Genomic DNA, 25,444 nt, shown 5'->3' with positions numbered 1-25,444 from the left:
AGGAAGCAACCGATGAAGCATAACACCCTGCTCGGAAAAGTATTCGATGTCAGTAACTACCTGCTGCTGGGTTTAATCTCTATCTCCATGATTTTGCCGATTTTGTATATCGTGGGGGGCTCCTTTGCGAGCGAAGCCGAGATTAGCGCCCGGTCGTTCTTCATCATTCCGAAGACGATTACCTTCGACGCCTACCAATATGTGTTCAAGGATAATGCGCTGCCGCGCAGCCTGCTGGTCTCGGTCTTTGTTACAATCGGAGGAACGCTCGTTAATCTGTTCTTCACGTTTACGATGGCGTACGCCTTATCCCGCCGGAATACGCCGGGGCGCAGCATCGTCATGAAGATGGTTGTCTTCACCATGCTGTTCAGCGGCGGTATTATTCCGACCTTCCTGGTTGTCAAGAACCTCGGCCTGCTGAACTCGTATTGGGCGGTGATGCTGCCGGTCGCCATTAATGTGTTCAACCTGATCGTCGTCAAATCGTTTTTTGAGGAAATTCCGAATGAGCTTCTGGAGGCTGCCAAAATCGATGGCTGTACCGACCTCGGCGTGTTATGGCGGGTTGTGCTGCCGCTGTCCAAGCCGGCGCTGGCCACCTTCTCCTTGTTCTATGCCGTGGCCAACTGGAACGACTTCTTCAATGCGCTGCTGTACTTGAACGAACCGAGCAAGTGGCCGCTGCAGGTGCTGCTGCGCCAGATCGTCCTGCTGGCGTCGGGCTCGCTCGACTTCGCCGCTGCCGATCCGAACTATGTGAAGCCGCCGGATCAGTCGATCAAAATGGCCGTTATCGTTGTCGGTACGCTGCCCATTCTCATGGTGTACCCGTTCCTGCAAAAGCATTTTGCCAAAGGGGTCATGCTCGGCGCAGTGAAGGGCTAACGTCTGCCCGGCTTGCTGCTGCAAGCTCTCCGGCCTGCTCATGCAGGCGCAAATCAAAGCGTGCCTTTTGCCAAGGGCTGCCTGCATATCTCTGCTTCACGGGGCACACAAGACGCTCTTGTCCCAGCCGCATCATCAGACCGGCGCGGGACGGAGCGGTTACCGGAGCAGCCGGTCTTTCCGTGAGCGCGATGTGCGTAAACATATAATTTTGGTGTCAGCCAATCCAAAAAGGGAGGTTTATTGTATGAAATGGAATCCGAAGTATAGCAAAATGGGTGCATTGGTGTTGAGTCTTGCTTTATCTGTAAGCGTTTTCTCTGGCTGCAGCTCCAGCAGCTCGCCGGACGGCGCGACAGGAACCGGTCAGGCCCAATCCGGCAAGGAAGAGCCTTATAAAATGACGATTATGATGAAGAGCTTCCAGAACGATCCGATTACTGCGGAGAGCAAAATCTGGAAGGAGTTCGAGCAATATACGAACACGAAGCTGGAGATTTTGTTTACCCCGGATGCTTCCTATAACGATAAACTGAACATTACGCTTGCTTCGGGCACGCTGCCTGCGGTGATTTTCACCTCCAATGCGAAGCTGCCCGCCATCTTGAACGCGATTAAGGGCGGAGCCTTCTGGGAGATTGGACCGTATCTGAAGGATTATCCGAACCTGAGCCAGATGAACGCGACCATCCTGAACAATATTTCTGTCGGCGGCAAGGTCTACGGGCTGTACACGGCAAGACCGCTGGGGCGCTTTGCTATTTCGTACCGGAAGGATTGGCTGCAGAATGTCGGGCTGAGCGAGCCTAAAACGGCGGATGAATTCTATGAAATGCTGAAGGCGTTCAAGGAAAAGGACCCGGACAAAAACGGCAAGGACGACACCTACGGCATGGTTGTGACCAAATATGCCGGTCCGTGGGATATTATGCACAGCTGGTTCGGGGTTCCGAACAAATGGGGCATCGGCAAGGACGGCCAGCTCGTTCCCGCTCATTTGACGCCGGAATATATGACCGCGCTGAAATATTTCAAAAAGCTGTATGATGAGAAGCTGGTGAACCAGGACTTTGCGGTATATGATTCCGCCAAGTGGAACGATCCGATTATTAACGGCCAGGCCGGCGTAGCTGTAGACGTCGTCGACCGTTCCTACCAGATTGACGAGAAAATAAAAGCCGGCGGCTTGAAGGGCGAGATGGACATCATCCCGGCGATTAACGGCAAAACCCCGGCGACAACCGGCTATGGCGGTATTTTCCTGATTTCCAAATCCACCGTCAAAACGGAAGCCGATTTGAAAAAGGTGTTGAACTTCTTTGACAAAATTTCAGACAAAGACAAGCAAATTATGATGACCTATGGTATTGAAGGCACTCACTACAAGATTGAGGATGGCAAGCTGGTAACGATTCTGACCTCGGATTCGCCGCAAGCAGCCGATATCAGCATCAAGAGCTTCAATCAGCTGGCCATCGGCGTGCCGAACGTGCTGGACACGGCATTTAAAGCCGGAACCCCGCTGCGTGACAAAGCAAACCAGGTCAAGGCGGCTAACGAGAAACTGGTTGTGCCGAATCCGGGCGAGCCGTTAATCTCGAACACGTACACGCAAAAAGGCGCGCAGCTGGACCAGCTCGTTGAAGACGCGCGTGTCAAGTTCATCGTCGGCAAAATTGATGAAGCCGGCTTCCAGGCTGAAATGGAGCTTTGGAAGAAAAACGGTGGCAGTGAATATATCAAAGAAATGAATGCCGCCTACGCGGAAGCGAAGAAGTAAGACGTACGCAGCCTATAAGCCGAGTCCAGCCGTTAGCCGCGGCTGGACTTATGTTCTAGGTAACCTGATTCAAGATCCGTAAAAGGGAGCGACAACTACGATGGCAAACAGACAAGGCAAAGGCACCGTATGGCCTTCCGAGAAGCGGCAGTTTCAAGATGTGCTGACCGGGGTGACAGTGACCCAGTTGACCGATTATTGCGCGCACAGCTTTCACATTTATTTTACCAACAACAGCTTTTATGGAAATGGCAAGCTGCTGTTTGCTTCCGAACGGGAGAACGTGGCGAACCTGTACAGCATGGATTTGCACAGCGGAGAGATGACACAGCTTACGGACCTTACCCGCGGGCGTCATGCCCGTATTCAGGATACCTTCCTGCATCCGGGCGGAGAAGAGGCTTTCTTCGTCTATGAGCGCTCGATCCTTGCGCTGAACCTGCTGACGATGGAGGAGCGCAGCCTGTATACCGTGCCCGAGGGCTACAATTTCGGCAGCATGAGCTGCACCGCCGACGGGCGTAAGCTCTGTTTCGGTATTAATGAGGATATGTCCGGCCGGTTTCCGACCGATATGGGGAACGGCTATCTGGGCTTCGAGCAGTATTTTGCCGCAAGGCCCCATTGCGCCATTATGGCGCTCTCGCTGTCAGACGGCACGGTGACCAAGCTGCACGAGGAACGGGTATGGATCGGGCACATTAATACGTCCCCGACACAGGCGAATTTGCTGACCTTTTGCCATGAAGGGCCGTGGGATTTGATTGATCACCGCATCTGGGTGCTGGATATCGAGACGGGCCGGGTCTGGAAGGTGCGGGACAACCGGGAGAAGGAATATGTCGGTCACGAATATTGGCTGGCAGACGGTATTCATATCGGTTATCACGGCTTTACAGGCTCGCTGACCAACCACGACGGCAAAATTATCGGGGCGGTCCGCTATGACAACAGCGAGGTTCACGACTACAGCTTCCCGTTCCAAAATATGCACGTCCACTCCAACGACATGCAGTTCGTTGTCGGCGACGGGCAGCAGACGAGCGCCTATCACGGCACACAGTATCAGGATACGCTGCAGGTGTGGCGCAATACGGGAGACGGCTTTGAAGGGCCGCGCATATTGTGCAAGCACCGGGGCAGCTTTCACTCGCAGAAGCTTCACGTGCATCCGCGGTTAAGTCCGGACGGCCAGCAGGTGCTGTTTACGAGCGATATGTCCGGGTACGGGAATTTGTACATGGTGGATGTCCCGGATTTCGAGACGCTGCCTGTCCGTCCGAAGGAGCAGGAGGTCCAGGTATGATGCTGTAGCCCGGTCATGGACCCGATGCAGCCTTTTATATTTTCATAAGGGCCTTGTTCCCGCATGCGCAGGACGCCTTCAGAACCATGATATGCATGGGCTGAAGGCGTCCTGTGTTGTAACCACGACCAGAGGAAACAGGGTAAATCCTCCTCCGGTTCATGGGCCTATAGCATGGACTGCTTATCAAAAGCGCGGCGCGCCTGAGCAGGATTGGATAAAGGTATGGCAATGAACGAAAAACCATATCCCGGTTCATCTGGTATAATCGCATTAAAAGCAGGCAATTATTGCGCTTCCAATTCGTTCAACTTAAACAGGCAAGCTGTTTATCCTTGTATAGGGGGGAAACCTGTGGCTTCTTATATTTTGTCTTTGGATCAAGGTACGACCAGCTCGCGAGCGATTCTATTCAACGGCAATAGCGAAATTGTGGCCTCGGCTCAAACGGAGTTTACCCAGCATTATCCGAAGCCGGGCTGGGTGGAGCACGATGCCGATGAAATCTGGCAAACGATTGTATCTGTCATCTCCGCCTGCCTGCAGAAGGCCGGTATCGGTCCGTCGCAGATTGCGGCCATCGGTATTACGAATCAGCGGGAAACGACGGTCGTTTGGGACAAGGAAACCGGTAATCCGATCTGCAACGCTATTGTTTGGCAATCGCGGCAAACCGCAGAGCTGTGCAGCCGGTTAAAAGAAGCGGGCCATCAGCGGCTGATTCAGGATAAAACAGGGCTGATCCTTGATGCTTATTTCTCCGGCACCAAGCTGCGGTGGATTCTGGACCACGTGGAGGGCGCCCGAGAGAGAGCAGGGCGAGGCGAGCTGCTATTCGGGACTATAGATACGTGGCTCATCTGGAAATTATCCGGCGGGGCAGTGCATGCGACCGACTACTCGAATGCGTCGCGAACGATGCTGTTCAATATTTACGAGCGGCAGTGGGATGCTGAGCTGCTGGAGCTGCTGCAAATACCGAAGTGTATGCTGCCCGAGGTGAAGCCCTCCTCTTACCTGTACGGTCATACGGCGGACGGCTTGTTCGCGGGGCAGCGCATTCCGATTTCCGGCGCTGCCGGAGATCAGCAGGCGGCCCTGTTCGGCCAAGCATGCTTCGAGGCAGGAACAGCCAAAAATACGTACGGCACAGGCTGCTTTATGCTGATGAATACGGGCGAGAAAGCCGTCAAGTCGCAGCACGGGCTGCTAACGACGATAGCCTGGGGGCTCAACGGCAAAATCGAGTATGCGCTGGAGGGCAGCATTTTTGTAGCCGGGTCCGCCATCCAGTGGCTCCGGGATGGGCTGAACATGCTGCAGGATGCGCGGGAGAGCGAGCAGTATGCGGCGCAGCTTGAATCCACGGACGGGGTGTATGTTGTGCCCGCCTTGGTCGGTCTGGGCACTCCCTATTGGGACAGCGAAGTGCGGGGGGCGGTGTTTGGGCTAACGCACGGGACGACCAAGGCGCATTTCATCCGGGCGACCCTGGAGTCGCTGGCCTACCAGACCAAGGATGTGCTGACTGCAATGGAGAGCGATGCGGGCATTTCCCTGAAGGCGCTGCGGGTGGACGGCGGGGCTGTGAAGAACAATTTCCTGATGCAGTTCCAGAGCGATCTTTTGAACGTTCCGGTGGACCGTCCGATCGTGAATGAAACGACGGCGCTGGGCGCGGCCTATTTGGCGGGGCTGGCGATCGGCTTTTGGCAGGATCAATCCGACATTATGAAGCAGTGGAGAAAGGACCGCACCTTCACCCCGTCGATGACGGAATCGGTGCGCAGCGATCTGTATCTCGGCTGGAAGAAGGCTGTAAAGGCATGTATGACTTTCAAATAATCAACAGAGGCGTGCCTGATGAACAGAAGCCGCAAGCTCTGGCATGTCATCGATAATGCCGATGATCTGGACCTGATTACGGCTGCCTTCCGCTGGCGCCAAGGCTTATGAACACTTCATTTCCATTTAATGCGGCTCGGAGAGTCCGACAACAACGGAGGGGAAGCCCACATGACCACAGCATTTTCCAGTCTTCAGCGGGAAGCATGGTTGGAAGAAATGGATAGTCAACGGTTCGATTTGCTTGTCATCGGCGGGGGCATTACGGGAGCGGGCATCGCGCTGGATGCAGCCGCCCGCGGGATGCGAACTGCACTTGTGGAGATGCAGGATTTTGCAGCGGGGACATCGAGCCGCTCGACGAAGCTTGTCCATGGGGGGCTGCGTTATCTGAAGCAGCTTGAGGTGAAGATGGTGGCCGAGGTCGGGAAGGAGCGGGCGGTCGTATATGAGAACGGCCCTCATGTGACAACGCCCGAATGGATGCTGCTGCCTTTTCACACAGGTGGCACGTTCGGCAAGCTTAGCACCTCGCTGGGCCTGCGGCTGTATGACTTCTTGGCGGGCGTGAAGCGAAGCGAACGGCGCAGGATGCTGAATGTCCGGGAGACAATCGGGCGGGAGCCGCTTGTGAAGCAGGAAGGGCTGAAGGGCAGCGGGGTGTATGTGGAATACCGGACCGACGATGCCCGATTGACGATTGAAGTCATGAAGGAAGCGGTGCGGCAGGGAGCGGCCGCAGTGAACTATGCCCGGGCGGAGTCGCTTATTTATGAGGGCGGAGTGGCTGCCGGCGTCCGGGTAACCGATCGGATTAACGGCGGAACCATCACCCTGTATGCGGATAAAATCGTCAATGCGGCCGGCCCGTGGGTGGATACGCTGCGGGAGCTGGACCGCTCCAGGCACACCAAGTTTCTGCAATTGACCAAAGGCGTTCACGTGGTGATTGATCAACAGCGGTTCCCTCTGCGGCAGGCCGTTTATTTCGATACCCCGGATGGACGAATGGTATTCGCCATTCCCCGGGACGGCAAAACCTATGTCGGCACGACAGATACCGTTTACCGCGGGGAGATAACGAACCCGCGAATGACCTTGGCTGACCGCCAGTATATACTCGATGCGATTCATTATATGTTCCCGGCCTTGGATATGAAGGCGGACGATATTGAATCGAGCTGGACCGGCCTTCGCCCGTTAATTTACGAGGAAGGGAAAAAAGCCTCGGAAATTTCCCGTAAGGATGAAATTTGGCAGTCCCCGTCGGGCCTGATTACGATCGCCGGAGGGAAGCTGACCGGATACCGCAAAATGGCGGAAATGGTCGTTGACCTGGTCGCCAGGCTGCTTCAGCAGGAGCGCGGCAAAACGTTTGCTTCCTGCACCACCAGGAACAGGCCGATTTCGGGGGGCGATGTGGGCGGGCCTGAGCAATTTCCGCATTTCATTCGCAAGAAGGCGGAGGAAGCGCTGAAATACGGCTTTACCCCGGAGCAGGCGGAACGGCTGGTCCGCAGATACGGCTCCAATGCGGACCGTGTCTACAGCTTCGCTGCCGGGGGCAGGGAGACGGCGGCCGAATCGGGGCTCCCCTTGGACGCGCTGTGTATGCTGCTTTACGCCATGGACGAGGAAATGACGGTTACGCCCGCCGATTTCTTCATTCGGCGCACCGGGGCGCTGTTTTTCGACATTGGCTGGGTGCATGCGCACAAGCAGGCGGTCATTGAGCTGATGGCGCAGCGGCTCGGATGGAGCGGGGAGCACAAGCAAGCCTATACGGCAGAGCTTGAGCGGCACCTGCACGATGCGGTGGTTCCGCTAGAGAGGGAGGCGGAAGCCTCCGCAGCCCGGTCCGGCTGATGCTTTACACAGAGTGAGCCGGACATAGGGTGGACATCGTCATATGAGGCCATACCGTGCGCCGGGGGCTGCGCGCAGGACGAAGCGCGCAGCGATTGCAAACGGCAATCTCGCGGATGCCGGGCTGCTGTCACCGGATCGGCAACCTGGTTACGTGTACCGGTTCAAGACAGACTGCAGGATGTATCGCAGTCTGTCTTTCTTATTTCTGCAGGATCGTCTGCTTACAGCGGCAGCCCCTGGCCAGGAAATGAAGCTCATCGGGCCCAAATGATGGTATACTTGGAAGTATCACAACATAAGTGGAGGGATCGGGATGAACCTGCCTTTGCGGACAGGACGACGGATACGATGGAGGCGGCGGTGGCTGCCGGCGGTGGCGCTGCTGGTTTTGTGGCTGGCTCCGCTTATGACGGCCGCCAATGGCGGTCCGCTGTATTACCCGGCTGACGGAGCCGGCGCGCTGCAATTCGACACGGACTCCCCGGTTCGTCTAATCCGGGAGCATGTAACGTTCACCATGCCTGATCATTCGCAAGCCTCCCGGCACGATGCTCAGGTAGAGGTGCGCTATACGCTGCAGCATACCGGCCGGGAGCCGGAGACGGCGGAGGTCATGTTCGTCACCCCATCCTCCCGGGAGCTGCGTGTTCAGTCCGGATCGGATTCGATTCCGGCTGCGATCGTGTCCGATTTGCAGCTTGCGAACTGGGAGCCGCAGGTCAAGCGGACGGTAACGGAGCCGGTGAGCGGAACAGAGCAGCTGTTCCTCGGTGATGGCTGGCAGGATGGCCGATTGGTTGGCGCGAAGTTTACGCTTCGGTTCGAGCCGGAGGAGATGAAGCAAATTACGATTCAGTATGAGGATGCCGGCGGAATGTATGACAGGCGTGTCATTAATCCGGTATTTTCCCATCTGTATTATATGACCCCGGCGCAGTACTGGAAGGGCGAGCCGCAGGTGCAGCTGGAGGTCCGGCTTCCGCAGCCCGGCTATGCGCTCAGCTCGAATCTGCCGCTGACTCCGTCGGGAGCGGGAAGCTATGCGGCACAGCTGGATCGCCTGCCCGAGACAGAGTGGTATTTCTCTTATGCGGATACGAAGCGCTTGTTCGTTCCCATCAACCTGCAGACCGTTCACAATAGCGCTGTGCTTGGCGTGGCGTTCGTGCTGCTGGCGCTGCTGGCCGGCTTGACGTTGTATTTTCGGCGCGAATGGATTTTTGCGGCGGGAATCGTGGGTGTGTTTGCTTTTGTAGCGTATTTTATTACCAACATAGGAGGGTATCCCTTTCGCGGTATCTTTGTTGGATTCGTTGATACAGCGGTAGCGGCAGTGCTGCTTGCCGGTTACCTCATCATTCGAAAAAGAGTAAGGAGGTAATCACGGCTGCAAGCCGGTAGCGGGTGGCGCACCTGAAAGGGCGGCACGGAGCATTCAGACTGGGTTGATTATCAAAAACTAGGGAATTATTCCTAGACCCATGACATTTGTCATCCCCTCGACTTGACGTTTATGACTTCAGCGCATGGACGAATTTTTCTATACTTAGTGTAGAATATGCGTCTGGTGTTTCAACACGCTCACGGCGCGTCGTATCGAGGAGGAAGCTCGCTTGCATCAATCCAACATTGCTCAACTAAAAAAGACGGTCGCCCCGTATGAGGTAACGGATACTAAATCAAGCATCCGCCAGCTTTTGAATACAGTGATACCGCTGCTTCTGCTCTGGTATGGGACTTATCTCAGCCTGAACGTTTCGTACTGGCTTACAATTCTGCTGGCGATTGTGACCGGCGGCTTTGTCGTCCGGACGTTTATCATTTTTCATGATTGCTGCCACCAGTCGTTTTTTAAAAGCCGTGCGGCCAACGATATTGTTGGCACGATTCTCGGCGTAGTGACGCTTTGCCCGTATGAGCAGTGGAAAAACAGTCACGCCATTCATCACGCTACGAGCAGCAATCTCGACAAGCGCGGGGTCGGCGACATTTGGATTATGACGGTTGACGAGTATGTTTCGGCCCCGTTATGGCGGCGGATTGCTTATCGGCTGTACCGGAATCCGCTGATTATGTTCGGACTGGGCCCGATATTTGTATTCGGGATTCAATACCGCTTCAACCGCAAGGGCGCCCGGCGCAAGGAGCGTCTTGCCAACTATTTGACCAATGTGCTGCTCGTCGGCCTCTATGCCTTGTTAATTTGGGCGATGGGCTGGGAAGCCTTCGTTCTGGTGCAGGGTCCGATTGTTTTTGTTTCCGGTCTGCTTGGGATTTGGCTGTTTTATGTGCAGCATCAGTTTGAGGAATCGTACTTCGAGAATGAAGAAGAGTGGAGCTATGTGAAGGCTGCGGTTGAGGGCAGCTCGTATTACAAGCTGCCGCGGGTGCTGCAATGGATTACCGGGAACATCGGGTTCCATCATGTTCATCACTTAAGCCCGCGGGTACCGAACTATAATCTGGAGAAGGCCCATGACGCTACGCCGCCGCTGCAGAAGGCGACCACCATTACACTTCGGACGAGTCTGGAGTCGTTGCGTTTTCACCTGTGGGATGAGCACAATAAACGGTTCGTCAGCTTCAAGGGCATCAAGCGCGTGAGCGGCAAAGAGGCCGCCGCCGCTGCGGACAGCGGCAGTAAACGGCTTCCAGCTTGGCAAGGAAAGTAACGCGGATCTTCTCTTTGTGGTACGATAGAAGGAGCTTTACGGACGAAGAACAAAGGATGAACGGCCATGCAGAAGTGGTATCAGATTTTTCACAAAAACACCGGTCTCAGCCCTTATATATGGGTGGTCTTCTACATCCTTCCCTTTTATTTCATTTTCCGGTCCTCCTCTACCTTCGAGGTGGTTATCGGGATCGTAATGATTGTTGTTTTTTTCATATGCTATGCGATGTCTTTCCTTTCCAAAGGCTGGCTGATGTACTTCTGGACAGGAGTTCAGGTCGTTATTTCCATTACGATGACCCTGCTGTTCGGCTATGTGTACTTTGCGCTGTTCCTGGCGTTTTTTATCGGGAATATTCAGCATAAGGTCGGGTTCATCACCTTGTACTCCATTCATCTGATTACGACGCTGGTGACGGTCAATTTGGTCTTCGTGAAGCAAAATCCGGTGTTTATGAGCCAGCTGCCCTTCGTGCTCGTCAGTACAATCGCGGTGATTTTGCTGCCTGTGACCACTCATGACCGGATCAAACGGGACCGGCTGGAGGAACAGCTGGAGGATGCCAATAAGCGGATTTCGGAGCTGGTGAAGCTGGAGGAGCGGCAGCGGATTGCCCGGGATTTGCATGACACGCTGGGCCAGAAGCTGTCACTTATCGGCCTCAAAAGCGATTTGGCCGGAAAGCTGATCAGCAAAAACCCGGCACAGGCTCAGCTTGAAATGAATGAGGTCCGTCAGACGGCCCGGATTGCCTTAAAGGAAGTCCGGGATATGGTTACCGAGATGCGCGGGACGAAGCTGGAGGATGAAATATTCCGGGTTGAGCAAATTTGCAAGGCGGCGGAAATCCAGTTCATTCTGGATGGGGACCCCAAGCTGGTGGACACCTCGCTGATGGCGGAAAACGTGCTCAGCATGTGTCTGAAGGAAGCGGTAACGAATGTGGTCAAGCACAGCAGCGCTTCGACCTGCCGGATCAGCATCGAGCCTTCGCGGACGGAGCTCGTCGTGCGGGTGAAGGATGACGGCAACGGCATGCTGAATGAGACGGCCAGCTTGCGGGGCAACGGCCTGCGCGGGATGAAGGAACGGCTTGAATTTGTGAACGGGAGCATGGAGATTGCTTCTAATCAGGGAACGATGATCGTGATTAAAGTGCCGAACGTGTTCAAACCACCGGAAAAGGAGGCGGGAATATGATTCGAATCGTGATTGCCGAGGACCAGCGGATGCTGCTGGGCGCGCTTGCTTCCCTGCTGGATCTGGAAGAAGACATGAAGGTCGTCGGAAAAGCGGGTAACGGCGAGGATGCGGTGAAGCTGGTCCAGCTCCATCAGCCGGATATTTGTATTATGGATATCGAGATGCCGGGGAAGAGCGGGCTTGAGGCGGCGGAGGAATTAAAGGGGACGGGCTGCAAGGTCATGATTTTGACCACGTTTGCACGTTCCGGCTACTTCGGTCGCGCGCTGCGTGCCGGCGCCCACGGATACTTGCTTAAGGATAGCCCCAGCGAGGAGCTGGCGAGCTCTATCCGCAGTATCATGGCGGGCAGGCGCGTCTACGCCCCAGAGCTTGTCGATGAGGCATACGGCCAGGAGAATCCGCTGACGGAGCGGGAGAAGGCCGTTCTGAACCTGATCGCGGACGGGAAAAACACGAAGGAGATTGCCAGCGAGCTTTATATTACGACGGGGACCGTCCGCAATTATATCTCGGCGATCCTGGATAAGCTGAACGTGAGCAACCGGATTGAAGCAATTACGCAGTTTAAGGAGAAGGGCTGGTTCAAATGAACCGTCCGGTAAAGACGGCGCCGTCTTCCCTGCGCCCTGTGGCGCTGCTGGATTCGGCGGACGGCCTGAAGGATGGGACTCCCAAGAAGCTCCTTTGCAGCAGCAGCTATGTCAAGCAGTTAACCCTCAAGACCGTGATTATCCGGTCCTGGGGGTTGTTTTTATGGATTCTTTTTTTCGGCCTGTTCTGGTGTTTCTGGTATCATAACGAGTAGAGGATTGGCACCATTTATATTGAATCAAAGAAAGGATTCGTGAACATGAGCGCTCCTTTGACAGAACGGTTCATCAGGCTGGTGTGCGGGCAGGCTTCCTTTGAGCAGGGAGAAAGCGACTATCGTGCCGGAAAGGTGCGGCTGGCTGATTATGATCCGGATCGGCCGGTGTATGAGGCTTCAGTAACGGGGAGCGGGATGTACCGCGTTCATGCCGAGCTGGATCGGAACGGGGATGTGCGTGCGGAATGCACCTGCCCTGCCTTTGATGCTTAATCCGGGATACTGCAAGCATATTGCTGCGGTTCTGCTGCAAATGTTGGAGCTTCAGCGCGAGGGAAGCGTGCCGGTTCGCGTATTTCCGTCCTTGCTTCACCGGGAAGACGGGAGCAGCGAGAGGGAGGGAGTCCTTACCCCCCGCTTCACAGCTTCACCCGAAGGAGCGGCGGGAGCCCGGAGGAGAGAAGCGCGGCTGACGGCCAGCCTGCATCGACGAGGTCATTCAGCCGGGACAGGAAGCCCTGTCTGTCTTAACCGAGCAGGATATCCGGGACATTCTGATGATTAGTGAACGGGGCACCGGACAGACGGCCGGGCTGCAGCGTGAATCCGGGGTGGAGCTGGCGTAGGGCGTTCTAATGGCAATCAATATGCGGCCAAGGCGGGTGGGTCCCTGCCTTGGCCGCTTGCTGCAAACGAATCGAAGGCGAGAGGAGGCCGGGACGGCTCCAGCTCAGGAAAAAGGCCCTTCACAACTCCAGGCTGATCCTGTCAGCGGGAGAGAAGGGCCAATTGCTTGCACATACGGTTATGAAATGTTACCGGTTGTCGATTTTTTCCGGGTATAAATCATGATTCATCAGCCGGTGCTCGGCCATCGCCTCGTACTTGGTGCCCGGACGGCCCCAGTTGCAATACGGGTCGATGGAAATGCCGCCCCGCGGCGTGAATTTGCCCCAAATCTCAATGTACCATGGATTCATAAGAGCAATCAGATCGTTCATGATAATGTTGACGCAGTCCTCGTGGAAATCGCCATGGTTCCGGAAGCTGAATAAATACAGCTTTAAGGATTTGCTTTCGACCATTTTCCGGTCGGGAATGTAGGAAATATAGATGGTGGCAAAATCCGGCTGTCCCGTCATGGGGCACAGGCTGGTAAACTCCGGACAGTTGAACTTGACGAAATAAGCGCGGTCCGGGTGCTTGTTGTCGAAGGACTCCAGCAGCTTCGGATCATAGTCAAAAATATATTGGGTCCCCTGATTTCCCAGAAGGGTAATATCCTTCAATTCCTCATTGGTTCTTCCTGCGGACATCGAATCTCCTCCTTTATGTGACGTCGTCCGTTTTTTCCTTCGTACTATACCACAGCTTGTCTGGAATTGCACGAAAAAACCATGTCCCGCGGAAGACCGCGATGGTCTTGTCCTGAGGTATGGCCTGCTCGCATGATTTGTACACAAGAAGGATAAAATATCCTTTGATTAGATGGATAAGCAGCGGATGAAGGGCATCCTTCGCCTGCGGGCAGGAGCGGGGATTGACAAATGAGCAGCGGGAAAATAAATATGCTTCAGGTCAGTATGATCCTGATGCTGATGAACGGCTTGACAGACCATGTTATTGTAAATCCGATGCTGCTGGATGCTTCGGGCAGGGATTCGTGGATTACGGTCCTGACGACAGGGATTTGGGCGCTGCCCTGGTGTGCTCTGCTTGTTTTTATTATGAAGAAATCCGGGCAGCATAAGCTGCAGCCCTGGCTGGCCCGGCAGACGCACCCGGTGATTGCCTGGCTGCTTGTAGCGCCGCTATGCATCCAGCTGTATTTCATTGGCGCGATGACGGTGGTGCATACGTCGATTTGGACGGTGACGAACTATTTGCCGGCAACACCACGGTATGCCCTGGTGCTGGCTTTGGTGCTCGTCTGCGGTTATGCCGCCAAGCTTGGCATCCAGGCCATCGCAATCAGTTCAGGCATTCTGCTGCCTACTGTAGCGGTGCTGGGGTATTTTGTAGCCATCACGAACACGCAGAACAAGGATTACCAGCTGCTCAAGCCTTTTCTGGAGCACGGCCTTCAGCCTGTGCTTCATGGCATGATCTATACCGGCGGCGGGCTGATGGAGCTGATCGTGATTTTGCTGCTGCAGCACCACATACGCAAGAAGGTGAAGGTCTGGCAGCTGCTGCTGCTTGCCTTGATCCTCATCTATATTACCCTTGGCCCGATTATCGGCGCGATTACAGAGTTCGGGCCCCAGGAAGCGGCCAAGCAGATGGTGTCTCCCTACGAGCAGTGGCGCCTGGTCAAGCTGGGGGATTACATCGAGCATGTCGACTTCCTTACTGTATATCAATGGCTGGCGGGGGCAAGCGTCCGGGTGAGTCTGGCGCAGTTTCTTCTTGCCGATGTGTTACCTTTACGCGGCGAGTGGCGTCATCGCCTTATTCTCGGCATCACGGTCAGCTATTTCATTATTTCAATGGTGTCGGTGAACCAGGATGATTTCTATAGATGGATGTATCGCATCTATTTTCCGTATTCCCTGGCGCTGATCCTTTTGCTTACGTTCGTTTTCCTCTTCATTTCGCTATTTGCCAAGTCTGCAAAGGGGGAGGCCGCATGAACGGACCAACACGGGAGCGGGGGAATCTCTGGACGGAGCATTCGCTTCGGGAGGCATTCCGGGCGGCGGGTGATGTAGAAACGCAGGTATACCGGATCGATGAGGAGGCCGACTCCGAGGTGATGTTTATTTATGCGGCAGGCTTATGCACATCCGGGCAAATTGCCAACACCGTGCTGCCGCAGCTGCAGCGCATGTATGAACGGAAAGGGTTCGACGATCATTTGCTGACCCGGGGGCTTGTCGGCTCGCTGCCTTTCACCCCGGTGGAACCGGGGGCTGCCGTTCAGCAGCTGGCGGATATCGTGTTTCTGGGCCATCTGCTCGTGTTCTTCCCGGCCTCGGGGGCTCTGTTTTCTATGAACTTGTCCAACCGTCCGGAGCGGAGCCCCGAGGAATCGTCGACGGAAATTTCGATTAAAGGCCCCAAAGACGGCTTTGTGGAGGATATAACAACGAACGTGGCGCTTATCCGCAAACGAATCCGCAGCAGCACCCTCAGCTGTGAGACGATGGTTATCGGCCGGAGAACCCGGACGCAGGTGGCGGTCTTGTACTTCCAGGACATCATTCAGCCGAAGCTGGTGGAGGAGGTCCGCGCGCGGTTGAATCAGCTGGATATCGACGGGCTGAACAGCTCGGCGCAGCTGGAGGGGCTGCTCGGGGATACGAAGTACTCCATGTTTCCGCTGCTGGACTTCACCGGCAGACCGGATTATGCGGTAACAAGCCTGCTGGCGGGACGGTTCGTCATCGTTGTGGATGGCAACCCGTTTGTGCTTATCGGCCCGGCGACCTTTCCGCTTGTTTTGAAATCGCCGGAGGATATCCATTTCAGCTTTCAATATGTTTCCTTCGCACGGCTTATTCGGCTAATCAGCTTCGCGCTGACCTTGTTCCTTCCGGGGTTCTGGGTGGCGCTGTCCGCCTACCATCAGGATCAGTTCCCGTTTCGGCTGATGGCTACCATTGCGATGTCCCGGCAGGGGCTGCCGTTCTCGGCGCAGATGGAGATGTTCATTTTGCTGCTGCTGCTGGAGATTTTCCGTGAGGCCGGGGTCCGGCTGCCAAGCTCTATCGGTCAAACGCTCACCGTTATTGGCGGCTTGGTCATCGGCGACGCAGCCATTCGGGCCGGTCTCGTGTCGCCCTCCGTTGTCGTCGTTGGCGCCGTTACGGCGGTAACCTCTGTTACACTGGTGAACCAGACCATGGCTACTATGGTCAGTATTATTCGGCTCGGCCTGTACCTTGTGGCTTGCTTTCTGGGAATGTACGGTCTCATATTGGGCTTGATCGCGTTATTGTTTTATATGTCCAAGCTGAAGTCGTTCGGCGTGCCTTATCTGTCTCCGCTGTCTCCGCCGATTTTCAAGGATATGCTGCAGGCGCTTATGCGGCTGCCATGGCGCAAGATGCAGAACAGGCCGGAGATTCTCCATCCGATCGACCCCGACCATCAAAAGGATGATTTGTCATGACACGGCTATGGCGAAAAGGGAGGGCGCTGTGTGCGGCGCTGCTGCTGATTGTCCTGCTCGGCGGCTGCTGGAATTCCAAGGATATTCAAAATCTTGCCTATGTGACGGCCATCGGATTCGATTATGCGGACGGCAAATTCATTAGCTATGTGCAGGTGCTGAACTTCACTAATGTGGCCAAGACAGAAGCTGCATCCCTCGGGAAGAGTATCCCGATATGGATCGGCCGGGGCGAAGGCACGACCGTTTCGGAATCGTTTAATGACATTTACGCCACTTCGCAAATCCGGGTATTTTGGGGGCATGTGAAGGCGATTGTGCTGACTGAGAACATGATGAGGCAGCCGGATAAAATGAAGGAAGCCTACGATATGGTGAACCGGTACCGGGAAATCCGGTATAACGTTTTGCTGTACGGCACCAAGGAGCCGCTGCGGGATCTATTTACCCGGAAGTCGATTCTGAATTTGTCTCCGCTGGATACACTCATGTATACCCCAGGGCAAATCTATACCCAGCGGTCGTTTATTCTTCCTGTATACGGGTACAAGGTGATCGCCATGTTCAATGAGCCCAGTGAGCCGGTCATGATTCCTTCGCTTTCCAGCGATATGAAAGGATGGAGCATGGACAAAGAACCGCGGCCGATGATCCGGATAGACGGCGCCTATTTCATCAAGGAGGACCAACTGGCCGGCTGGCTGGGTGAACAAGACCTGCAGGGTTATCGCTGGCTGCAAAAGCGACTCATGCGCACTCCCATCACAGTGCCGGATAAACAGCACCCCGCTGCCGTGCTCGTGATGGTGAAGCCTCAGACCAGGATACGTCCGCTGCTGGAGGACGGAAACGTTTTTTTCACCATTGAGGTCAAAATCAAAGCCTATGTCGACGAGTTGATTCAGGATACGTCAGAGAAGAGTCTGGAGGAGCAGGCGGCGGAAGTAATCAGGCGGGAAATTCAGGACACGTATCGAAAAGGGCTCGCTATCCAGACCGATGTGCTGCAGCTGGATGAGGTCTTTTACAGGGACAATCCGGGCATGTGGAAAAGGCTGCATGAAGGGCAGCCGTTTCTGCTGAAGGAGGATTCGATCCGCAGCATCGAGGTTCAGGTCGATCTGCTGCATACCGGCAAATACAAAGGCCGTATCAATTAAGCTGTGCTGAGCCGACAGCCATAAGACATGGCAGCGCGATTCGCTGGAGGCAGCACGCAGGACGCAAAGCGCTAAAGGCTAAGCGCAAAACGCAAAGCACAAAAACACAGCACAAACCGCACAGCGCTAAAGGCTAAAAGGCTAAGCGCAAAACGCAAAGCACAAAAACACACCACAAACCGCACAGCGCTAAAGGCTAAAAGGCTAAGCGCAAAACGCAAAGCACAAAAACACACCACAAACCGCACAGCGCTAAAGGCTAAAAGGCTAAGCGCAAAACGCAAAGCACAAAAACACACCACAAACCGCACAGCGCTAAAGGCTAAGCGCAAAACGCAAAGCACAAAAACACAGCACAAACCGCACAGCGCTAAAGGCTAAGCGCAAAACGCAAAGCACAAAAACACACCACAAACCGCACAGCGCAAGCACAAAACAAGAGCCTTCGTCCTCCGGAGTTGGGGGACAAAGGCTCCTTGCGCTTATTCCAGATTGGCGTGCTTATCAAACATTGCCGAGGAGTCCAGCTCTTGCGTATGCATCAGCCGCAGGATTACTGCGTCCAGCAGCAGGAGCATGCTTTGCTCAAACAATGAGCCCATCGGCTGAATCGTGGTGGAGCCGTTATCGGCTTTCTCCTTCGGTGATGCGGGGACATGGATGACGATATCAGCCAGCTGCCCCAGCGTCGAGGCCTCGGAGATTGTTACGAGCGCGATGACGGCTCCGAGCCGTTTGGCCTTCTCGGCCATGGCGATCAGGCTTCTCGTTTCTCCCGATCCTGAACCGATCAGGAAGACATCGTTTGCCCGCAATCCCGGCGTGACGGTTTCTCCCACTACATACGCATGTAAGCCCAGATGCATCAGCCGCATGGCAAAGGCTTTCATCATCAGCCCGGACCGTCCGGCTCCGGCGACAAAAATCCGATCTGCCTGAACGAGGCGTTTTGCCAGCTGCTCCGCCGCTTCGCCGGAGACGGCTTCGATGGTTCGCTGAAGCTCCGCCAGAATGGCTGTGGCGTATTCATTGATTTGCATCGCGATTAGCCCTGTTTAACCAGCTTCTGAATTTCGGACGCAACAGCTTTTTTGTCTGCTTGTCCGGTAATGCCGCCGCCCACAATGACCAGATCCGGCTTCGCTTGAATGACTTCCTGCAGAGTCGCCAGCTTGATGCCGCCAGCAATAGCGGTTTTGGCCTGTTTTACCACGCGTTTAATGGCATTCAGATCCGCGAAGGAGTTTTTGCCTTCCGCTTGATGGTCGTAGCCGGAGTGCACGCAGATGTAGTCCACGCCGAGCGCGTCAATTTCTTTGGCGCGGCCTTCGATGTCCTTCACATTGATCATATCGACCATAATTTTGTTGTTATGCTTTTTTGCTTCTTCTACCGCGCCGCGGATGGTCGAATCGTCGGCTACGCCAAGAATGGTGATAATGTCCGCGCCGGCTTCGGATGCTTTCATCACCTCGTAGCCGCCGGCATCCATTACTTTCAGGTCAGCCAGAACCTTCAGGTTCGGGAACGCGTCCTTGATTGCTTTTACGGCGTGCAGCCCTTCGTTAATAACAACAGGTGTGCCGATTTCTACGATATCAATATAGGGTTCAACTTCCTTCACCAGCTCGATGGCTTCCGGGATATTCACCAAATCCAATGCCAATTGCAGTTCCATATGTTCACATTCTCCTTTATCGTTCATTTCGTTATGCATGTGCTAACAAGCTTTATTGTAGTAGCAGACTATCCAAAGCGGAAGTACGCACTTCAAAGTGGTGTAGTTACTTCCAGGATACTATTGGAGGTAAACAGCCGTGATGTTTGCTATAATAGACAGCATCTGCAGCTTAACGGAAAAGGAAGGAGGATACCGATGGCAACGGAATTGAAGGAACGGATTAACCTGAAGGAAATTAATTGCGAGAAGGAGCTGACCCTGGCTGTCATTGGCGGCAAGTGGAAGCTGATCATCCTTTGGCATTTGGGTCTGGAGGGGACGAAGCGGTTCAGTGAGCTGAAGAAGCTGATCCCGTCCATTACGCAAAAAATGCTGACCAACCAGCTCCGCGAGCTGGAGGAGGACCAGCTGGTGTACCGCAAGGTATATGCAGAGGTTCCGCCGCGGGTCGAGTATAGCCTGACAGCCTACGGCGAGAGCCTGATGCCGGTTCTGCAGCTGATGTACAACTGGGGCAAGGAATACGGGGAAAAGGTTGTTTGGAAGTAAGCCGCCGATCCGGTTGGAGCTTGCGATAAAATGCGATAAAATCGGCGTCTCTTTGAACAGGACGGGCAGGGTCCCGGGTGTTCGGGGAGACGTTTTTTTGCGTGGAGAAGGGCTTGAAAGGGAGGGGTCCGAGGCGAACAACCGTTACAATCCGGCGGCTGTAAAGAACAATGCTATTCCAGCCGTTCCGTTTTTCCGATAATAACTCCGTTGACATCGGTTGACATCCTTTTGAAGGAGGAATTGTGTTATGCGTGTAAAGCTGTTGATGCTGGGCATGTGCCTGATGCTAATTGCGGCCGGGCTGGCAGGCTGCGGGGATCATCATGATCAGGATGAGCAATTTGCGTTCAATGGAATTCATTTTTGGGTGCCCAAAGCATTGGGGACGGAAGTGGTACAGCAGGGTGATACGAGTATTCAGTACATCTTTAAAAACGGGACGTATCCGTTTAAACAAGGGGAGCCTTTTCTGTTTTTTATTTATTCCTATCCCCAAAAAATGGATGAGTACCGCAGCAAGCTGTATGACGAAGAGAAGAGCATGTTCCGCGGGGTGTTCGATTTAACCGAGAAGAAAAAAATAAACAGCCGCATGACCTGGATGAAGTTTCAAATCAAAGACAGCAGCAAGTGGAAGGACAATCCGATGCTGCTGCAGGGCGTTGTCCATATGGTTCAAGTGGAGACGAAGAGCGGAACCGTGGAATTTGTGTTTGAGCTTTCTATGGAATACTATGAGGCTCATTCGAAAGTGATTGACGGGATCATAAACAGGATTACGATTGATTAGTCTAAGGCCAGGGTGCAGCCGTGGATCGGTCTGTCATCCGTTTTGCTGCAGCAGGACTACGCGGCATTGCCTGGTTTGTTTCTTCATTCCGGTCGAAAAAAGCGCAGGACAAAAAGGCCGGCTTTTCCAACGCGCGCGAATCCCAGGCGCACGTTGCGGCACTGCGTGGCGGTCGGTCGAACCCCACCGTATAAACTGCATGGAAGCAGCAGAACGGGAGTGTGCCGGCCTAGGCGAATTCTCCGCCTGTACTCAGCCGTGCCGGAGGAAGCCGGGCAGGCTGCAAGGCGATTCAACAGCCGCTCCACTTTCACTCAAGCTGCTATTCACGCCAGCTATCCATCCTCCTGCTATACCGCTAGCTTCTGATGCCGGGCCTGTCCTCTTCAATCCGCTTAGAGCAAGCCGACCATCTTCAAGCCGTAGGCCAGCCCGTCCTCACTTACATCCTTGGTCACGTAACGGGCCAGCTGCTTGACGGAATCGGGCGCATTACCCATCGCCACGCCGTGGCCGACGAATTGCAGCATTTCCACATCATTGAGATTGTCTCCAAAGGCATATACGTCTTCCCTGGCAAATCCGAGCTTCGCGATATATTGGGCGATGCCTTGCGCCTTGGAGCCGCCGGACGGCAGGACGTCCATGGAATAAGGGTGCCACCGCACAAAATCAAGCTCAGGGAAATCCGCTCTATACCGGACTTCCTCCGCTTCGGTGCAGAAGAGCATCGACTGGTAAATGCTGCGGTCTGCATAATAGCGGGGATCGTGCTCCGGATGGGAAAACTGCAGCGAGCCGATGCTTTCTTCAATATAGGGGTGATGCGCGGCACTGCTTTTCATCGCCTCATGATCCATATAGACAAGCGGGCTGCCGTGTCGCCCTGCATAGTCCGTCAAGGCTTGCAGTAAATCGGTTCGCAGCGGGTTGGTATAAATCACCTTGCCCTGGTGAGAGACATACTGCCCGTTAAAGCTGACAAACGATTCAAGCCCCAGCTCTTCCCGCAGCGGCTTCAGCATAAAGGGCGAGCGGCCCGTAGCAAAAGCAACCTCGTGTCCCGCCTGCTTCAGCTGCTGTACCGCCTCCTTCGCGGACGCCGGCAGCTGTTTGTGATGATCCAGCAGCGTCCCGTCGATATCCAGAAAAATCATGCTTCGTGATTTGGTCATGTGCTCACACTCCGGTATCTGTTGTCTTTTGGTACAGCTTGTTTCAGTATAGTCACAATTAGACGGTTGTTCAATCCCCGCAGCGCCCATCGCCACAGCCGTGACCTGTCGTATGACCGGGGTACATAGCAGATCGCGCGGCCTATGCACGTGCTGTAAAAATCGCGTGTAATGCCGCTCGCAGACTCAGGCTGAAAGCAGCAGAACAAGCCCCCTGACTGAGCAGTGGGCCTGTTCCATTGGATTTGGATTGGATTGTAGGAGGATAGATATTTTTAATTTACGGACTCGGATATCCGTTCTTATTCGATAGACAAGTAAGCGCCGCTGTAGCAAGCATAGCCCCACCCGCAGTCCAGCTCAAGCTTGAAGCCTGCATTGGCATCGGAAGCCGGCAGGTAATATTCCTTCGTGTACATTTCACCGGTGTCATTCATATAGTCATAAAAGCTGAATTCGCCGGAATCGATGACATTGCTGTTATTGTCAAAAAGAGTCCAGTAGGTCGTGTTGTAATAGCCGTAAATGTTTTTGTAATCATCGGCGTACAGGTTAAGCAGCAGATGATGGCCGGAATAAAGCGGAGAATAAGCATAAGACTGGCTTCCGCCCAAATGAAGCTCATAGTTGCTCCAGCTGGCGGAGACAGGCATAGCGGCAAGCATCAGGCACAGGACGGCAGCGGCCAGTGCGGCAGTCCATTTTTTCATTCTCATCAGGAATCATCCTTTCGTAGGAGTCATTTTAGTTTGGGCGTCTAGCCCGGGAAGCAGCAGTTGTGTGTGGTTGTTCCTCCTTTCTATTTCCGTTATCAATGTAGAAGCATCACCAGTGAATTCACCCTCATAATACCACGTCATCCATAAGATGGATATAGGGGGATAGCACCTATTGAGAATGATTCCTGCTCATAATGGTTACAACCGGGGTCTGTCGCTTTCTGGCGTTATCTCTACAATTCTACAATAGGAATGGACGATTTTCCGACATGGATGATTTTGATCGGTCTGAATCTGCTCGGCAGTGTACCGGCAGGAAAATCAGATTAACCGTTGACGGGAGCAGCTGATGTAACTTCAGCTTTTATTATGGTCATGGCTTTTCGAGGGATTATTGATGGTACTTAGGTCAGAACCGGATTCTTTATGGCAGATCCATGACACATTCCGAACGGGAAATTACAAAAAACAAGCTCTCCGTTGTGCATCAAGCCAAAATTATGTGAAATTTGTTTACAATATTCTGATAATTGTATAGTTTACTGAATAAGATTTTTTCCAGAGGGGTGAGCGTCAGATGGGGATCGGAATTGATGCGGAGGTGCTGCGCAGACTGCCCAAGGTGGATCTGCATATTCATTTTGATGGGAGCGTCAAGCCTCAAACGCTGCTGGCGCTTGCCGAGGAGCAGGGGCTGAAGCTGCCTGCGGGCGATGCAGACAGCCTGCTGCCTTATATGCAGGTGGAGGGCGATTGCCCGAGTCTGGCGGACTACCTGGACAAATTTAATCTCGTGCTTCCTTGCCTGCAAACGGCCGCTGCTATGGAACGAACGGCGTTTGAGGTGGTGGAGCAGGCGGCGCAGCACCACTGCAAATACATCGAGGTGCGGATCGGCCCCCGGCTGCATCAGATGAAAGGGCTGGCTCTGGATGAGGTTATCGGCGCTTTTATCGCCGGATTGCAGCGGGGCGAGACGCAATTTGGCGTGAAAGCCAGGGGGATCGTCATCTGTATGCGGCAGCATTCAGTAAAGGATAATCTGGAGGTCATTGAGGCGGCGGCTCGCTTTCTGGGACAGGGTGTCGTGGCTGCCGATTTGGCGGGACCGGAGGCTGGCTACCCGCCGGAGCTGCATAGGGAGGTATTCGCCTTGGCCCGTTCCCGCGGAATACCGTTCACAATCCATGCGGGCGAGGCGGCGGGGGCCGGCAGCATCAGCGGCGCTGTTACCGGACTGGGCGCCAGCCGGATCGGACACGGGGTGCGCTTGAAGGAGGATAAGCAGCTGTTGGAGCTGGTACGCAAGCGCCGTATTCCTTTGGAGCTGTGTCCCGTCAGCAACATCCAGACGAAGGCTTCGGCAAGCTGGGAGGCGTACCCGGTGCGGGAATATTTCGACCAAGGCCTCCTGCTGACGGTAAATACGGATAATTTGACCGTATCTGGCACGAGCATGACCAAGGAGCTGACGATCCTTGCGGATAAATTTCAGTTTACCCTGCCGGAAATATGCCGGGTTTTGCTGAACGGGGCGGAGGCGGCGTTTTTGGAGGAACAGGAAAAAAGACAGATGCAGAAGGAGCTTGCCCGTGCCTATGCTGCGATCGAAGCCGGGGCTGAATGAGCCGCCGTCAATTTCCTGCAAGCTCGCCGGTGATGCGGGGCTCCAATAATTCAGTCTGACCTCAAGCACGTGATTTGAGCGCCTTGTATTGACCGGCTTGCCTCCGGTTTTTGGACAGTTTGGACCCGAACCCGGCGTCCGCTTTGGAAATAAAGTGCAACATTTCCCGTAAAGCGAACGTCAGGAAGGACGAACACTAAAAAAGCAGAGGTATAGTGAGGAGAGAAATCAATGAAAAAAATGCTGTTTTCCACCGTGTTGTCCCTGTCTTTAATCGTACCGGTTGCCGGCCAGGCTTTGGCGGCAGACGCTTTTACCGATCTGGCGAGCAGCTCGGCCAAAACGCAAATTGAAGCCCTGAAGGAAAAAGGAATTGTGAGCGGCGTGACGGATTCGGAATTCCAGCCGACTGCTGCGCTTACCGCTTCCCAAGGCATCTCCATGATTGTTAAAGGTATGCAGCTGAGCCTGGCCGCAGTTGATTTCAACAAGGCTCCGACCGCAGAGGGCTTCTTCAGCAAAATTAAAAATACCGACTGGTATGCCGAGCCGTTCGTGATTGCCCATGCCAATCTGGCCGACTTCCCGGCGGATATCGATCCGAGCAAGCCGATGACCAAGGAGCAATTCGTAACCTATCTGGTGCAGGCGCTGGAGAAAACAGGCGAGTACGCGTTGATCAAAATTTATATTCCTGTCGCGGACGAGAATGAGCTGACACTTCCGAACGGGCCAATCCAGCGTTCCTTGATTTACAAAATCGCCGCACTGGATGAAAAAGCAAACTTCAACCCGCAGCATATCGTTACCCGCGAGGAAGCGGCTGCGATGCTGTACAATGCGGTCCAATTCGTGGAGGAGCACAAGGAACGCCTCCAGGCGATTCAGGCCGGCGAGAACACCGACGGCGCACCAAGCGACAGTGTACAGAGCGACAGCGTTGTAGAGCTGGAAACCGGGTCAAGCAAGGCTGCTGAGTAATACGGCCCGGTTCCGCGCAGGCGATCATCGGCTATCATTGCCGGAGCACGGGCTCTGGCCGGAGACGGCGATGATCACAGAATCACCCCCAATCCTTAGGGATTGGGGGTGATTCTTTAGCTGAAGGCGCTCCGTGCCGGATAGCATCGCGCTCCGCGCCGGATAGCATCGCGCTCCGCGCCGGATAGCACCGCGCTCCGTGCCGGATAGCATCGCGCTCCGCGCCGGATAGCACCGCGCTCCGTGCCGGATAGCACCGCGCTCCGCG

24 protein-coding genes are annotated in these 25,444 nt (G+C 54.5%); 19 read left to right on the top strand and 5 right to left on the bottom strand.

Annotation, left to right across the window (positions count from 1 at the left end):
• The first annotated feature begins 12 nt into the window (after positions 1 to 12).
• The 12 genes from WBG83_RS18600 to WBG83_RS18545 all read left to right on the top strand — a co-directional run bounded on the left by WBG83_RS18600 (position 13) and on the right by WBG83_RS18545 (position 12,650).
• A complete protein-coding gene (locus WBG83_RS18600; protein WP_336746810.1) occupies positions 13 to 888 on the top strand; it encodes a carbohydrate ABC transporter permease in 876 nt (291 codons plus the stop codon).
• A 247-nt stretch (positions 889 to 1,135) separates the two neighbouring features.
• The gene (locus WBG83_RS18595) at positions 1,136 to 2,668 is read left to right on the top strand and encodes an extracellular solute-binding protein (protein WP_336746809.1); all 1,533 of its coding nucleotides are present in this window, start codon (positions 1,136 to 1,138) and stop codon (positions 2,666 to 2,668) included.
• A 100-nt stretch (positions 2,669 to 2,768) separates the two neighbouring features.
• Entirely contained in the window at positions 2,769 to 3,974 is a 1,206-nt protein-coding gene (locus WBG83_RS18590) for an oligogalacturonate lyase family protein (RefSeq protein WP_336746807.1), read from the top strand.
• 354 nt (positions 3,975 to 4,328) lie between these two features.
• Positions 4,329 to 5,819, top strand: coding sequence for a glycerol kinase GlpK (glpK, locus tag WBG83_RS18585; RefSeq protein ID WP_336746805.1), 1,491 nt, complete (start codon positions 4,329 to 4,331; stop codon positions 5,817 to 5,819).
• A gap of 171 nt (positions 5,820 to 5,990) precedes the next feature.
• The gene (locus tag WBG83_RS18580) at positions 5,991 to 7,685 is read left to right on the top strand and encodes a glycerol-3-phosphate dehydrogenase/oxidase (protein ID WP_336746804.1); all 1,695 of its coding nucleotides are present in this window, start codon (positions 5,991 to 5,993) and stop codon (positions 7,683 to 7,685) included.
• A gap of 43 nt (positions 7,686 to 7,728) precedes the next feature.
• The gene (locus WBG83_RS18575) at positions 7,729 to 7,959 is read left to right on the top strand and encodes a hypothetical protein (RefSeq protein WP_336746802.1); all 231 of its coding nucleotides are present in this window, start codon (positions 7,729 to 7,731) and stop codon (positions 7,957 to 7,959) included.
• A 42-nt stretch (positions 7,960 to 8,001) separates the two neighbouring features.
• A complete protein-coding gene (locus tag WBG83_RS18570; protein ID WP_336746801.1) occupies positions 8,002 to 9,069 on the top strand; it encodes a hypothetical protein in 1,068 nt (355 codons plus the stop codon).
• Positions 9,070 to 9,301: 232 nt separating this feature from the next.
• Entirely contained in the window at positions 9,302 to 10,360 is a 1,059-nt protein-coding gene (locus tag WBG83_RS18565) for a fatty acid desaturase (protein WP_336746800.1), read from the top strand.
• A gap of 66 nt (positions 10,361 to 10,426) precedes the next feature.
• The gene (locus WBG83_RS18560) at positions 10,427 to 11,563 is read left to right on the top strand and encodes a sensor histidine kinase (protein WP_336746799.1); all 1,137 of its coding nucleotides are present in this window, start codon (positions 10,427 to 10,429) and stop codon (positions 11,561 to 11,563) included.
• Positions 11,560 to 12,159 carry a response regulator transcription factor gene (locus WBG83_RS18555; protein ID WP_336746797.1) on the top strand — a complete coding sequence of 200 codons (600 nt, stop codon included), beginning with the start codon at positions 11,560 to 11,562 and terminating at the stop codon, positions 12,157 to 12,159. Before WBG83_RS18560 ends, WBG83_RS18555 begins: the two co-directional genes overlap by 4 nt.
• Positions 12,156 to 12,374, top strand: coding sequence for a hypothetical protein (locus WBG83_RS18550; RefSeq protein ID WP_336746796.1), 219 nt, complete (start codon positions 12,156 to 12,158; stop codon positions 12,372 to 12,374). The genes WBG83_RS18555 and WBG83_RS18550 overlap by 4 nt, the downstream gene beginning before the upstream one ends.
• A gap of 45 nt (positions 12,375 to 12,419) precedes the next feature.
• Entirely contained in the window at positions 12,420 to 12,650 is a 231-nt protein-coding gene (locus WBG83_RS18545; RefSeq protein WP_336746794.1) for an SWIM zinc finger family protein, read from the top strand.
• Positions 12,651 to 13,192: 542 nt separating this feature from the next.
• On the opposite strand, the gene queF is transcribed toward WBG83_RS18545, so the two are convergent.
• Positions 13,193 to 13,693 carry a preQ(1) synthase gene (queF, locus tag WBG83_RS18540; RefSeq protein ID WP_336746792.1) on the bottom strand — a complete coding sequence of 167 codons (501 nt, stop codon included), beginning with the start codon at positions 13,691 to 13,693 and terminating at the stop codon, positions 13,193 to 13,195.
• A gap of 231 nt (positions 13,694 to 13,924) precedes the next feature.
• On the opposite strand from queF, the gene WBG83_RS18535 reads away from it, so the two are divergent.
• The 3 genes from WBG83_RS18535 to WBG83_RS18525 are packed head-to-tail and all read left to right on the top strand — an operon-like array spanning position 13,925 to position 17,651.
• Positions 13,925 to 15,010 (top strand): GerAB/ArcD/ProY family transporter, encoded by a 1,086-nt coding sequence (locus WBG83_RS18535; protein ID WP_336746790.1) that lies wholly within the window; start codon positions 13,925 to 13,927, stop codon positions 15,008 to 15,010.
• Complete coding sequence (locus tag WBG83_RS18530; protein WP_336746789.1) at positions 15,007 to 16,491, top strand: spore germination protein; 1,485 nt, start codon at positions 15,007 to 15,009, stop codon at positions 16,489 to 16,491. The genes WBG83_RS18535 and WBG83_RS18530 overlap by 4 nt, the downstream gene beginning before the upstream one ends.
• On the top strand, positions 16,488 to 17,651 hold the full coding sequence (locus tag WBG83_RS18525) for a Ger(x)C family spore germination protein (RefSeq protein ID WP_336746787.1): 1,164 nt from the start codon (positions 16,488 to 16,490) through the stop codon (positions 17,649 to 17,651). Before WBG83_RS18530 ends, WBG83_RS18525 begins: the two co-directional genes overlap by 4 nt.
• A gap of 482 nt (positions 17,652 to 18,133) precedes the next feature.
• On the opposite strand, the gene hxlB is transcribed toward WBG83_RS18525, so the two are convergent.
• The gene (hxlB, locus tag WBG83_RS18520; protein WP_336746785.1) at positions 18,134 to 18,691 is read right to left on the bottom strand and encodes a 6-phospho-3-hexuloisomerase; all 558 of its coding nucleotides are present in this window, start codon (positions 18,689 to 18,691) and stop codon (positions 18,134 to 18,136) included.
• Positions 18,692 to 18,696: 5 nt separating this feature from the next.
• Positions 18,697 to 19,329, bottom strand: coding sequence for a 3-hexulose-6-phosphate synthase (gene hxlA / locus WBG83_RS18515; RefSeq protein ID WP_336746783.1), 633 nt, complete (start codon positions 19,327 to 19,329; stop codon positions 18,697 to 18,699).
• Positions 19,330 to 19,527: 198 nt separating this feature from the next.
• Here hxlA and WBG83_RS18510 point away from each other — a divergent pair, with 198 nt between their 5' ends.
• Together WBG83_RS18510 and WBG83_RS18505 are read left to right on the top strand one after the other, a co-directional pair.
• Positions 19,528 to 19,881 (top strand): winged helix-turn-helix transcriptional regulator, encoded by a 354-nt coding sequence (locus tag WBG83_RS18510; protein ID WP_336746781.1) that lies wholly within the window; start codon positions 19,528 to 19,530, stop codon positions 19,879 to 19,881.
• A gap of 250 nt (positions 19,882 to 20,131) precedes the next feature.
• Complete coding sequence (locus WBG83_RS18505; protein WP_336746779.1) at positions 20,132 to 20,674, top strand: hypothetical protein; 543 nt, start codon at positions 20,132 to 20,134, stop codon at positions 20,672 to 20,674.
• Between the two features lie 395 nt (positions 20,675 to 21,069).
• On the opposite strand, the gene WBG83_RS18500 is transcribed toward WBG83_RS18505, so the two are convergent.
• On the bottom strand, positions 21,070 to 21,849 hold the full coding sequence (locus tag WBG83_RS18500; protein ID WP_336746777.1) for a Cof-type HAD-IIB family hydrolase: 780 nt from the start codon (positions 21,847 to 21,849) through the stop codon (positions 21,070 to 21,072).
• 302 nt (positions 21,850 to 22,151) lie between these two features.
• The gene (locus tag WBG83_RS18495; protein ID WP_336746775.1) at positions 22,152 to 22,565 is read right to left on the bottom strand and encodes a hypothetical protein; all 414 of its coding nucleotides are present in this window, start codon (positions 22,563 to 22,565) and stop codon (positions 22,152 to 22,154) included.
• A gap of 580 nt (positions 22,566 to 23,145) precedes the next feature.
• On the opposite strand from WBG83_RS18495, the gene add reads away from it, so the two are divergent.
• Both add and WBG83_RS18485 read left to right on the top strand, forming a co-directional pair.
• Positions 23,146 to 24,195 carry an adenosine deaminase gene (gene add, locus WBG83_RS18490; RefSeq protein ID WP_336746773.1) on the top strand — a complete coding sequence of 350 codons (1,050 nt, stop codon included), beginning with the start codon at positions 23,146 to 23,148 and terminating at the stop codon, positions 24,193 to 24,195.
• A 231-nt stretch (positions 24,196 to 24,426) separates the two neighbouring features.
• A complete protein-coding gene (locus tag WBG83_RS18485) occupies positions 24,427 to 25,176 on the top strand; it encodes an S-layer homology domain-containing protein (RefSeq protein ID WP_336746771.1) in 750 nt (249 codons plus the stop codon).
• Positions 25,177 to 25,444: the final 268 nt, after the last annotated feature.

Origin of the sequence: Paenibacillus sp. y28, from assembly GCF_037137075.1 — a bacterium.
Lineage (GTDB): Bacteria > Bacillota > Bacilli > Paenibacillales > NBRC-103111 > JBBBNV01.
Note: the sequence above shows the minus strand (reverse complement) of the source record. Positions and strands in the feature narration are given on the sequence as shown.